This window comes from Alkalibacterium psychrotolerans, assembly GCF_054784355.1.
The window spans coordinates 1-12,930 of record NZ_BAAGPH010000124.1; the positions used below are offsets into that span (position 1 = coordinate 1).

General features: G+C 32.8%; 10 protein-coding genes. All 10 read right to left on the reverse strand.

Translation table 11 applies throughout. The annotated features are described in order from the left end of the window. Nucleotides 1-193 precede the first annotated feature (193 nt). The gene (locus tag ACYVLS_RS10005) at nt 194-514 is read right to left on the reverse strand and encodes a transposase (RefSeq protein WP_460324134.1); all 321 of its coding nucleotides are present in this window, start codon (nt 512-514) and stop codon (nt 194-196) included. A gap of 352 nt (nt 515-866) precedes the next feature. After that, complete coding sequence (locus ACYVLS_RS10010; protein ID WP_460324116.1) at nt 867-1,895, reverse strand: glycosyltransferase family 2 protein; 1,029 nt, start codon at nt 1,893-1,895, stop codon at nt 867-869. A gap of 70 nt (nt 1,896-1,965) precedes the next feature. Further along, nucleotides 1,966-2,631: a sugar transferase gene (locus tag ACYVLS_RS10015; protein WP_460324118.1), complete on the reverse strand. Its 666-nt coding sequence runs from the start codon at nt 2,629-2,631 to the stop codon at nt 1,966-1,968. A gap of 309 nt (nt 2,632-2,940) precedes the next feature. Beyond that, on the reverse strand, nt 2,941-4,059 hold the full coding sequence (locus tag ACYVLS_RS10020) for a glycosyltransferase (RefSeq protein ID WP_460324120.1): 1,119 nt from the start codon (nt 4,057-4,059) through the stop codon (nt 2,941-2,943). Nucleotides 4,060-4,065: 6 nt separating this feature from the next. Continuing rightward, a complete protein-coding gene (locus ACYVLS_RS10025) occupies nt 4,066-5,190 on the reverse strand; it encodes a glycosyltransferase family 1 protein (RefSeq protein WP_460324122.1) in 1,125 nt (374 codons plus the stop codon). 185 nt (nt 5,191-5,375) lie between these two features. After that, nucleotides 5,376-6,767, reverse strand: a complete 1,392-nt coding sequence (locus ACYVLS_RS10030; protein WP_460324124.1) for an O-antigen polymerase — start codon at nt 6,765-6,767, stop codon at nt 5,376-5,378. 91 nt (nt 6,768-6,858) lie between these two features. Next, nucleotides 6,859-7,560, reverse strand: coding sequence for a CpsD/CapB family tyrosine-protein kinase (locus ACYVLS_RS10035; protein WP_460324126.1), 702 nt, complete (start codon nt 7,558-7,560; stop codon nt 6,859-6,861). A gap of 15 nt (nt 7,561-7,575) precedes the next feature. Continuing rightward, complete coding sequence (locus ACYVLS_RS10040) at nt 7,576-8,316, reverse strand: YveK family protein (protein WP_460324128.1); 741 nt, start codon at nt 8,314-8,316, stop codon at nt 7,576-7,578. Between the two features lie 1,169 nt (nt 8,317-9,485). Beyond that, entirely contained in the window at nt 9,486-10,463 is a 978-nt protein-coding gene (locus ACYVLS_RS10045) for a polysaccharide deacetylase family protein (protein ID WP_460324130.1), read from the reverse strand. Between the two features lie 1,168 nt (nt 10,464-11,631). After that, nucleotides 11,632-12,780 (reverse strand): glycoside hydrolase family 5 protein, encoded by a 1,149-nt coding sequence (locus ACYVLS_RS10050; protein WP_460324132.1) that lies wholly within the window; start codon nt 12,778-12,780, stop codon nt 11,632-11,634. Nucleotides 12,781-12,930: the final 150 nt, after the last annotated feature.

Sequence of the window (12,930 nt, forward strand, 5' to 3'; positions counted from 1 at the left end):
GACTATCCGAAGACATAAACCGAACGTATTTTCGAATACGTGACGGTTTAGTTCAGTGAACCCTTTTTTATGAAATTAGGTTGTCTATTTATAATCTATTCTCTTGACTTACCACCATAATGCTTAAAATGCTATCTTTATAAACATTTTTGATCTAATTAAACTCTTATTGAGCCATTTTTATAAACTGTCATCATGAATGACGTGCAAAAATCATAACTACTTCTTTTAAACTTTCATTTTCAGCCTTAAGTCGTTCAATTTCCTTACGTAATTCCATGATTTCAACTTCTTTAGAGGTTAATGTGTTATTCTCTGTTGTTATATCGGATTCCCTGTACTCTTTTACCCATTTATCAAATGCAGAAGGAGTCAAATCGTATTCAGCAATAATATCTTTTCTCGCTTTTCCTGATGTGTACAGGGCTACTACTTTCTTTTTGAATTCCTTAGAGAAAACACGTCGCTGTCGTCTATTTTTTATTGTCGCTTCCTCCCATTCTTCTAAGGGGATTAACTATTCTAGAAATACTAATTCTAAGTTTGAAATCAACTAAGATAAGCTTCTAGAAATAACCCTCATGATAGTCAATTCTAGCTCATAATATGAGCTACTGATTTTACTAAAGTACCCTCGACCGTAGTAAAGGTTAGGAAGGTACACAAGAAATTCTAGGACCATTTTATAGTTTTAAAGATCAAACTAGTTACTGATAGAGTGATTTTGTGAGGAGTCTTTATTATTTTTACGAGGAGGTTAAAAAAGCAGTATTAGGAGGCATTAATTTGAGGATTATATTTATTAGGATAGTACCGTGTTAATTTTGAGTTTATTTAGAATTTATACCCAGATATTTTCTTAATAGTTAATAAAGGTATTTGTAGGGGACTGAGAAAACTGCACTCAAAATGGCTAAAGTATATACTTGTTTCTGATTGACTATAAATTTAAGCATTTTATCACCTGTAGTAGATGCAGAATAATGTTTCATTCTGTTTGCTGTAAGAGGATTCTGAAGAACTTGATCAATATACATACACTTTTCTTTAAATGTTAGATTATTTGTTTGCTTAAAAAGAACTGAACAAGTTGCCTTTATCGCTAGCATATGCAAATTTGCAACTTCCGTTTCGATTTTTATCCTTTCAAATTCCCAGTCTTCAAGTAATTCTTTTCTCGCTCTAACAGCTTCCATCTGCAAGTCGAAAAATTTGTTCTGAAACGTATTGGCACCGCTGGTTCTTTTTCTGCGTTTATAATAATATAGGCAGTCATCGATTATTTCGAAATTATTTACACATTTAAAGACTTTTTTATTGAAGAACATATCTTCAAGGTAATGAATTTCCTCATCAAACTTAATATTGTAATGTGTCAATACGTCTCTTTTGTATAATTTATTAGTTGTAAATCCAAGCAAATCATGGAAATCGTTGTCCACAGTTAAATTACTAAAGTTCTCACTTGTATACATCCCTTTAGAAGCTTTCGTTATAATTTTACTTTTTATTTCTTCATTTCGTCCAACCTCTTCTATGCACATACCGAACATTAATACATCAGGAAAATTTTCATTAATCTTCTCTATAGATTTTGCTAATAAACTATCACTCACTTCATCATCACTATCAATAAAATATACATATTGTCCACTCGCAGCTTCTAATCCTTTATTTCGGGCACTTGAAGGACCTTTATTTGGCTGGGTCATAACTTTTATCCTAGAGTCTGCTAAAGCATAATCTTCTATAATTGATAATGAATTGTCTTTAGAGCCGTCGTCAATTATAATCAGCTCGTAGTCTTCAAATGTTTGATATAAAACACTATTAATAGCCTTATTTAAATACTTACTACTATTGTATACTGGCATTATAATACTGATAGCTGGCATATATATTCTCCTCTGCTTTTACGTATCTAGATAATTAAGAGAATTTGATTATTAACTTAATTCTTTCAGGCTAGTATGCATTTTCTTTCTTAAAAACTACAAAAAATGTTTTGAAAAATATTTTCATGTCATTTTTAAAGGATTGATTATTTATATAATAGATATCCAGTTCGACCATCTGATCAAATGTTAAACCACTTCGACCACTGACTTGCCATAAACCAGTAATTCCGGGTTTAACGACTAATCTATTTTTGTGATAATCTGAATACAATTGAAACTCTCTCATAAGGCAAGGTCGAGGTCCTATTAAACTCATGTCTCCTTTTAAAACATTAAACAACTGAGGAAGTTCGTCCAAACTATATGCTCTTAAGAACTTACCAATAGTAGTAATTCTGGGATCTTCTTTCATTTTAAATAATGCCCCTTCTGCTTCGTTTTTGTCCAATAAACCATTAAGTTTCTTTTCAGCATCAGTGCACATTGAACGAAACTTGAACATTTTAAACGGTGTTTCATTTAAGCCGATTCTTTCTTGGACAAAAAATACAGGTGCTCTGAAGTCCGAAATTTTAATACAAAATGATATTAACAACAATAAAGGTAATAATAGAATTATTGAAACTAAAGATAGTAAAACGTCAAATATACGTTTAACTATAGGAAATAACGCTGTATATTTTTTATTGTAGATGGATAGTTGGGATGATTCGTTAGACCTATTCATAGACATCGTTCAAACCTCCTAAATATTTCCAAGTGTTAAAAAACCACAATATAAGCAGGTACATATTTGATAATATTATTTACTTAGTATATTGAACTACAGAGCTGATAGTTAATTAACTTCTTAAAGTATTTGAGAAATAAATGTAAGTATTTCAGGGGAGTTATAAAAGTTAAGAGGATTAGTAGTAAAAAGAAGTTATATTTAGAGGAATAGTTTGATTATGGATGTAAAGTAAGTGAGGATAAGGAAAATGATGAATAGTAACTTTGAAGGATTAATTTGAGGAATTAATGAAGACACTTCTATTGGGTGTTATTTCAATAAATTTACTTTTAAAATCTGCGATGTGTCTTCAATATCGTATTGATTTTCTTTAACTCTGTTATAACTCGATATTCTGTTGGAACCTCTTTCTTGAAATTGCTCTATAGTTTTTACCCAGTCGGTGAGATTACTAAGAGAGTGAAATTCCGTTTTTTCGATTACTTTCGCCTGTTTTGTAATCCGGTCAGATAATATGCATTTAACTCCTGAGCACTGTGCTTCAAATCCAACTATAGGATTACCTTCGAATAACGAAGGCAGCAAAAACATATCGATTCCTGAGTAAAATACGGATGTATCTTCAATAGTGCCAATCAATTTGACTTCATTGATCAGATTATACTCATAAATTTTATCTTGAATTCTCTCTTTAAGTTCTCCTTCACCCGCAACCAACAAAGTGAATGAAACTCCTTTTTTGCGTAATTCAAGCGCAATATCCAGTAAGAACAATTGATTCTTCTGATTATTTAATCTTCCTATATTACCAAGTACAAAATCTTCATCTGAAAGTTTATGCTTTTCTCTAAACAGTATCCTCTTATTTTTACTATAACGGAACTTAGCGGTGTCGATTCCATTATTCATAAATGTAATTTTATCCTGGTGTTTTTTTGTAAATAACCAATTCCCTGCTAGATCAGAACATGCCCAATAATCTGTAATGTATTTTTCATACTTTTTTTTTCCAATATTATGAGCTAAAACTTTAACAGTTCTCAATCTGACCTGACCCAAAGAGGAGTTATGGGAATGAGCTATAATTCTTTTCACCCCACATTCTTTAGCGATTTTAGAATAAACTAGAGAAACCCCATTATAAATATTAAGGTGTAATACATCGTAGCGTTCATCAAGCATAAGGTCTTTGAATGCTTTCTGACTCAATAAAGTTCTAGTAAGTTCTGAGTCTTTTTTATTAGGAAGCAGTTCTTTGATACTGATATTTACTGATTGTAGTCTTTCGTCATATAAGTTGCTGAGTTTTCTTGTAGTAATAATATCTATTTTGATGTCTGAAAGGTTCATTTGCTCAAAATTTGAAACAAGATATGATTCTATTCCACCTGACATCCATCTGTCTACAAATACCCCTATTTTTTTCATATAGTATCACACCCTTTCTTTTATGATATTGAAGTAATACGCTTCTAACTTTTCTACATTTTCTTTAATTTCATATTTTTGACTATGAACATTATAAGATCTAGAATGCTCCTTATTCAATTGTAAAACTGCATCGATCCAGGGTTTCACTCCATCGTTAATTGATAGAAAGTGACAGTTGTCTGTATATCCAGCTTCTTTCGGTACCTTATTAGATAGTAAGACTGGCATCCCTGAAACTTGTGCCTCGACAGCAGAAATTCCCAGTCCTTCATATCTAGAGGGAAATGCGAAAATATCCATGGTACTATAATAGCGATGTACATCCGGTTTATTCCCTAAAAATAAAATTTTTTTTGTTAATCCCAGCTCATTTGCCTGTTTAATCAGCTTCTTGTAATCCTTTCCATCCCCTAATAATAGCAAAACAGCATTAGGAATTTTGGTGATAATTTCTGATAGAAGAGTTATCAGGAATTCCTGGTTTTTTTGAAAGCTAAGTCGCCCTGTATGTCCAATAACATACTTATCAGTTATATTTAATTCATCTCTTATACTTTCTCTCTCTTTTAAATTGAATCTAAACTTATCTAGATCGATTCCATTGGTAACTATATTTAAATGACCATTATTAATTATTCTTTTGCCAAATAACCATTCACCAGCAGTTTTTGAACAGGAACAATAATGAGTGGGATAGACTTTTGACATAGGTCGGAGAGTGTATTTGAATAAGTTTTTTACTATCTCTCCAGGAGCCGCCGTACTGTGACTATGAGCAATTCTTATGGGCACTCCTGCCCTTTTTGCTGTACTTAGAGGAAAGACACTCAAAGAGTTAATATGAGAATGAATGATATTATACTGGTTTTTTCTTAATAGCGTATTCAATTCCTGATTGTATTTATACAACTTTTGGTAAGGAGAAATCATATATACTCTCCCTCCTAATGAAGTTATTTCTTCAAAAGGAATCACAGAAGAATCTTCATCTACAACAAAATCAAACTGTATCTTATTTTTATCGATATGACGATAGTAATTCATTACCATCGACTCTACGCCCCCACCGTTCATTTTTCCTAGTATATGACAGATTCTCAAAGGAGCGTTAGTTTTATTCTCATTCATTCTGCTCACCTCCTAAATTTTTTTAGCTTTTATTATTTATAAAGTTACTTCTAATTCGTGAAAATCATAATCTGTTATGTTGGATTCTTAGCTCAAGATTTTTTTATACGCAAATCCTATTAACGTATTATCCCAACATTAATATTTTCTTTTATTCCCTTCTAACTTTAATGGATGTTTGAGTTCTACTCATCACTAATCGACTTATCAATATTTGAAAATCTAAATCTGCTAGCCATATAGATAACCATCAGAAACAAATAGAAACCCATTAATCTTAAGAAAGTCGGTTGTAAAGCTCCTCTGTAAATGTATACAAAAAAACCAATAAGAAAGGAAAAGATTATTTCCACAAAATATATATTCTTGGAATCATTCATCAACGCATAGGTTTTATAATCAAAAAACTTAGCTATTTTGCCGAATGTAAATGCGTATAGAAAGACACCGAATACACCAAAATCAATGAAGCCTTCGGCAACAATTGGTGAGGACAAATTAGTAAATGATACATTCTGAATGGTAGCTACTAGTTCTCCCGAAGGATCTCCTTTTATATTCATAAAGTCTCTTGGGACAAAGAATAAAAGGACACTTCTTAACTGGCCTCCAAATTGATACCCATACCTTTGTACAAATCTGATAGTTCGCCCAATCATCTGGTAAGCATCAAAATCCACAGAGTTATAGTTGTTAATCTCCATCGTGTATCCCGGAGATAATATTTGCTCAAGTGTATACATTTTAAACGCATACATAATTGGAAAAATAACTACTATAGACAGGATCAACAAAATATCAAATCTTTTCCCCTTGAATAAATTTATATTAAATCCACTAACAATTAAACCTAGATAAACAGCCCCAATCAGAAAGCGAGATAGACTTACTGGATAGTTTAAAATGAAGGTAATAACTGTAAGAACTAAAGTCATCAGATACATTTGCTGCTTATGAAATACCCACGCTTTCTTCTTTATACTCCATAAGAAAATCGACAAACTAAAAGCTGGTGGAGCACGTAAGAGGAAGAATATTAAAATTGCAAATGTCCCTTCATCAGATTCTGCGGCGTCTCTAATGAATAAGTTTTCGAATCCAAAGGTAGCTATAGCATATGTCAGACATATAACTGAAGAAATCAGCAGTAAATAATAGAAAGATTTTCTTTTTGGAATACTTGAATTCTTTCGGGTTCTTAATTTTATATCACTGCTTTTAAAGTTATAGCTTATATAATAACCAATACACCATAATGTGATCAGAATGTTTGTAAAAACAATCTCATATTCAGTCAAGTACATATTTCTAGGGGCATAGCCTGATGATAACTGGTAGAAAGGTATGATGATGAGAAAAATCAGGAAGAAATACCAGTTAATTTTATTCAGTGATAGTGGCAGTTCACTTTTTAGTATCCCAAATACCACAATTATAAAATTGATGAAGAATGTCATATAGACACTTAATGACAACGTTAGGGAATTATTAAAAAATGTCAGTATATAAACCATAAGTAACGCAGCCAGTAATATATTGGGAACAACATCTCTCTTTTTAATTTTAAGATAATCCAAAGTACCCACCTCCACTCTACTCAAGACATTTTGTTTTAGTAGTACACAAAATATGCATGCAGATATCGCAGACCTTAACTACCGTACCTATTTAATCCTGGCTCCGATAGTATTGGTAATATTCGTCATTGGATGTTTCGACACGATTAAAAATTGCGCCAAGTATATTAGCTTTAACCATTTCAAGTAATTCCTTAGCTTTTAATACTTCGCCTGTTTTAACTTGTCCTTTCGGAATAACAAATAGGACACCGTCTGCTTTTGATGCTAATACTTGTGAGTCAGTAACCGCTAGGAGAGGTGGTGTATCGAAAATAATAAGATCATAGTAATCTTCCATCTCACTCATAATTTCTTCCATCCTTTTTGAATCAAGGAGCTCAGATGGATTAGGTGGTATGACGCCACTTGTTAAAATATATAATCCCTCTATTTCGGTCTGATAAACCACGTTCTCAAGTGTCCCAGAACGATTCGTCAGTAACGAGGTTAGACCATCAGTGTTTCGTAAATTGAAAAATTTGTGAATAATAGGCTTTCGCAAATCAGCATCAACTAATAATACCCTCTTGTCTTCAGAAGCAAAGATCACAGCTAAATTAGCTGATACGGTAGACTTTCCAGATGATGGAGTAGCTGAGGTTACAACAATACTGTTTAATTCTTTATCAACCATAGAAAAATGAATGTTTGTACGTATTGTACGGAACTGTTCGGAAATTATGGATGCAGCTTTATTATCAACTATTAAAGTCTGGTTTTTAACTGGATTGGTCTTCTCTTTAAATAACATCATTATCCTCCTCTTCTATACTCTTGATCGGGCGCTTGGCGTTTCTGTTAATCTATCAGGCGGAGTTTTTTCCTTATATTTTGTTCTTTCTGCAGGAAATTCAGAGATACTTCCTAAATTGACCCACCCTAATCTCTCAACTATAAATTTATCTTCTTTTACAGTGTTATCCTTAAATTCAACTACAAATACCAGAACTGATGCTAACGCTCCGCCAACTATCATTCCAATAACGATGTTGAGTATGTGATTTGGACTTACTGGTATGAGATTTGCTTCAGCACGGGAAATAACAGACACATTATCCACATTCATGATGCTGTCTAAATTTTCCTGAAATACCGTTGCTGTTGTATTAGCAATAATAGCTGCATCAAAAGGATTATCATCAATTATTTGAATGGAAAATACCTGTGAGTCGTGCTCATTAGTTATATCCAGCAGCATAGACAATTCCTGATGAGACATCTCCAAGTTCAGTTCTTCTCTTACTTCGTCAAGTATCGCAGGACTTCTCAATATGTCCTTGTAGGTATTTATCAGCTGAACATTGGTATCTATATCGGACCGTTGAATAATATTGGCCTCTTGCGTTCTATTAACCAGCATTTGAGTAGTAGAACTATATTTCGGAACAGCTAGGAAAAATGTATAGACAGAAAATATCAATATACCCGTCAATATACCTAGGATAACTAGTCCTAGTCTTTTTCTTACAATACCCAGCAATTCCATTAAACTGATTTCTTCTCCCATTGTTTTCCTCCTGTAAATATTTATTTAAGTACCTTGAAATATAGAGAAAAATCATGATGCTTTACTTACTATGACTTGGTAAACACCTGTAAATTTTCAGATAAATATAAACACCACCTCCAATATTTAAATAAGTTTAATCACTAAAAGTTACTTAATCTGCATAAAAAAGTAGATTGCAGAACATATAATTGTATTATGAGAATGGTATAGAAAATGTAAGAAATGTAGTATTGGTGAGTTTCTGATTATGGGAAGGTAAAAGAATAGTTTTAGAACCTTAATTGAGGTTAAAAATGTGGATAAGTATATAGTCTACAGGGGTTATAGTATTATATAAAAGAATAATGATCTTAAGGATAGAAATAAAATCTTGTCTTTCATGAAATTAAAAAACTGATCTAAACTAAAACGAGCTGGATAAATAATAGTTGTGGAACCGGATTGGTAAGTGTGAAGATGAGGGGTTAAGAGTAACTGTTGAAGCAATAATAACATCTAGAGGAGTACTCGGGGTGAATTGTAAAAAGGAAAAAACACACTTTTTGTTAATATAAGAATATATATAGCTTATAGACTAATATTAAAAAGATAAACTGTCAAGTATTACCTTTAAATTTTCGATAGGAATAATGATGATAAAAAAGTGATTATAGAGAAAAAATAAACTCAGGATTATAAGAGTACGAGAAGTATTTGCCGTTGTGTGTAAAGAGAGGCTTTTGAGAGGTATGATTAGAGGGTGATACTTGAAAAGATTTATTAGAAATATCATGCCTGTCTAATAAAATATATACGATACTATCTAACTTAATGAAATCATACACCTTATCTACTTAAGGTGCAACCAAAACATCTCCTCTAATAAAATTTAATTTCACTCTTCTCACCTTTTTGCATTTAACTATGATATCTCTGATGTATCTTAATAATTAATACATCTTTTGAATACAATAAGCAAGTATCCCTATTCTTTTCAATGACAATCGAGAATACTACTCTTGGTCTATTGCAAAAGAAAAAGTCCTATAAAAATTGATATAGTGGAGAGAAACTCACACCTCATTTTTCACAGGACTATATAGAAATATAATTTATAAAGTTTTATTGGATTTCAGGCAACGGAACTTATTATTTTTATACTATTATTATATTCTGTCAAGACTGAATTATCCAAAATTACATACACGATTATAGACCTTAAGAAAATTCCTATATGGTGTAGACTCTAAACGAATCCTTTCACATTGAAGACTTATATCACTATCAGAAGATATAGAATACCTTCCCAATCTAAGCATATTCTTTACCGGGATACGATTCCTGTGTGCCCTAGTAGTAAAACCGATATCAATATTCAGCTTGCGACATATATTACGTATTTCAGTCGAGTGATTCCCATTCGGATAGGCAATACTATTAGGATAGTGCCCAATAAATTTTTTAATTTCTTCTTGTGCAATGGAAATCTGGTCTGAGACGCTTTTCAAGTCATAATTCGTCAATATAGCATGATTCAAAGTATGGTTACCAATGTAAACTAGTTTATTTTGCGAAAAATCAAGCAATTCATCTGGAGTAAATGGTCTATCTATATCACTTAATGGTATAAAACTGTCTTTTCCGTAAACTTCTTCTAAATAAGAAATTATTTCAATCGTGGTTTTTTCTTTTAATTTTTTTATAAGTTCTAAATTTTGTTCGGCTGATACATTTCTTTTTAAACTCTCTCTATACAATACATCCCACCAGTAGCTTCTATTTTGCTGTATATTTTTTACAGTGGCAAAGAAAACAGCTGGGATGTCATATTTTTTTAATAAAGGTAAAGCATTACTATTATTATAATACCCATCGTCAAAAGTGATTAAGATATGCTTCTGATTTTTATTTAAGCCTTCAATAATATCGTTAGGTGCAACGAACTTATATCCTTTATCTAAAAAATATACAATAAATTCTTCAAACTCTTCGGTAGTTACAGCTAATGAGCTATCTATATGATTTAAACTAATTTCAGACTGATCTTTTACTAAACTATGAAACATCATGACAATTAAGGAATTCTCTTCCTTAAAGCTTTTCAGATAATGTGAATTAATAGTCTTATCAATGGCTTTTATAGTAGTAGCAAGTCTCTTAATCATATTCTACTCCTTTATGTTTATTGTATTAAAGAATTAATTATGGAACATATATTAAGAAAATTAGTCTTTTAATTGTAATGTTTTTCAGAAGTATTCGAGTTATCTTATTTGGCTACTATCCTTATTCTGTGTTCAACAAGCGAGTTGAATGCACTATAATCCCCTCTAATTGTATGAGTGCACTTGCTAATATTATAATGACTTATTAAGTCAACTGTCAATAATCTAACAAATTTAAATTTTAATACCTTAATTTAACTCTTAAAATGAATAGTGTGTCTATATGGTGTTCTTAGTGGTACATTATTATTCTTAAGCGGTCGCTACTTCCGCCATCTATGCGCCAGCTCTCCATGATACTAGTTTCATCTGTTATCTCAGTAACACAAGAAACGGCACCCCCTTTAAAATTAATTCCGGAATAGTCATGAAGAAAGCAAACATGGAAAGTAAGATACCATTAAGTCCGTTCATATCATAATCATCTTATTCTGCAATAATCTGAGAGTACTCATAGCCTAAACTGATATTGAAGATTAAGGTTAAGAGTTTCATAGTAATAGATTTTGCCAACACGTAAAGATCACTGAACCTTAATAATGTTGAGTTAAAGTGATTTTCCAAAATAGGCATAATTTAATCATTCCGTAAAAATTTATATTTCTCCTTTAAAAATAAAGAAGATGACCCCAACATTTTCAAGGGTCATCTTGTATAAATTTATGCCGATTGATAGTTAATCACTAAAAGTCTACGACAGTTATTTTAGTATTAGCATAAGTGGTTACTTTTTTTTTTACTACTGCCATGGGCCCCGTGATTAAAGATTAATACTAAGGCGCTAAGTACAGTCCATAATATAACAAATGGCATTTAGTGAAATCTCCTTTGTTGATAGCCGTTTATCTTTACTAGTTAGTAGAATAGCCAGATACTCAGAACTACTTATTAGTACGCAGTTATGAGGTTACTACTATATTATACATAAAACAGGACAAGTGTATAACTTTTTGGTCAAAACGACTGTTATATTTTGTCCATAATTTGACAACTTCATTCCATTAACTTAAAGCAATTGGAACAATCTGTTTAGTTCCAGAATCGACCTATCAAAATTCTTTCAACTAAAAAAGACCGTCTTTAAGATGACCTTTTCCATCAATAGTTACTAAATATGTCCCCATCCTTTAGCCAACGCTCGACTCAAATCCCAGCAATCCATACCAACTTTTTCGGGCTCGTTCACTGTATCGATGTTCAGTTTATATGTCCAGTAGAAATAGCCTTCGCCTTTGTTCCAGGCGGACACAGAGGCTTCCCAGAGTGACTCGTAAAATGCTTTTATTTCAGCTTCCTGCTCTGCTCTTTCCAAAGGATCCTTAGCATGAATCGGGTTCGGAGTAAGTTTCGAGATAAAGTGGTTGAACAGTGACCACTCCCCCGTCACTACCGGCACATACTGAGACACCTCATTGATTTGTTCGCCCAGCTGCTTGAGATGAGCGGTATAGCCTTTCAGATTTTCAGTGCTTGGGTCCTTATCAAAGACAAGGTAATGATGTGTATCCAGCATAACGTTGTCAAAATTCTGTTCTTGGAAAAAGTCTTTCCAGGCACTTAAATCAAACCCATCATGAAAAACAATGACCTTGTCACTCGGCAGAACCATTCGCAGTTCATTATAAGCTTTTTTATAAAAATCATAAAGGAAATCAAAGGAAATTGGAGCACTCCCCTCAGCCATTGCCTCATCGCGAGGGGGAAACTGCTCTTGAGGTTTTATAATGTTCCACATCTTCGGCGTCAGCGGTTCATTCAGTATCTCAATTCCCCATAAGCCGTTGCGCGCTTTGTATCGCCCGGCTAAGCGCATCAGAACGGATAAGACAAAATCGACTTCTTCTGGGTGCTGTGCCCACTTGCAGACACCTGAAATTCCGCCGTTGTCAAAAGCGTTCTGATTATAAGGCGACGTATGCAAGTCAATCAGTATTCTCAATCCACTAGCTTCCGCCCAATTAAAGGCTCGGTCCAGTTCATCAACGCAGCCGATAAAAGGCGGGCGGTCCCCAAAGATAAAATAAGGGACAGGTATGCGAACCATATTAAAACCAGCTGCCGCAATTTTAACGAAATCCCCTTCTGTTATGAATTCATCCCGGTGCGTCTTAATTTTTGCTTCGTAAACAGTTTTTTCCACATCCTGTGCCAAATAATATTCATCTTCAGATGGCGTACCTTCAAAAAGTCTTGGAGTCATCCACTTTTCCAGAACCAGCCAGGCACCCAAATTCACGCCTTTAATTTTATCCGTCATACAAGCCCTCCTGTTTCAACATTAGTAGTTACCAATTTTTTTATATTTTTAACATGTTTTAAAGCAACTAACGTTGCTCTGTCAATAAAAGTGCAAAAAGGCACCTCTTCCCCCCTTAATCTGATAAAATGAAGTTCACTAAAACAAACA

Bases quoted from the DNA above. Each gene is read 5' to 3' on its own strand.
- ACYVLS_RS10010 (WP_460324116.1), bottom strand. From the start codon at position 1,895: ATGCCAGCTATCAGTATTATAATGCCAGTATACAATAGTAGTAAGTAT.
- ACYVLS_RS10015 (WP_460324118.1), bottom strand. From the start codon at position 2,631: ATGTCTATGAATAGGTCTAACGAATCATCCCAACTATCCATCTACAAT.
- ACYVLS_RS10020 (WP_460324120.1), bottom strand. From the start codon at position 4,059: ATGAAAAAAATAGGGGTATTTGTAGACAGATGGATGTCAGGTGGAATA.
- ACYVLS_RS10025 (WP_460324122.1), bottom strand. From the start codon at position 5,190: ATGAATGAGAATAAAACTAACGCTCCTTTGAGAATCTGTCATATACTA.
- ACYVLS_RS10035 (WP_460324126.1), bottom strand. From the start codon at position 7,560: ATGTTATTTAAAGAGAAGACCAATCCAGTTAAAAACCAGACTTTAATA.
- ACYVLS_RS10040 (WP_460324128.1), bottom strand. From the start codon at position 8,316: ATGGGAGAAGAAATCAGTTTAATGGAATTGCTGGGTATTGTAAGAAAA.
- ACYVLS_RS10045 (WP_460324130.1), bottom strand. From the start codon at position 10,463: ATGATTAAGAGACTTGCTACTACTATAAAAGCCATTGATAAGACTATT.
- ACYVLS_RS10050 (WP_460324132.1), bottom strand. From the start codon at position 12,780: ATGACGGATAAAATTAAAGGCGTGAATTTGGGTGCCTGGCTGGTTCTG.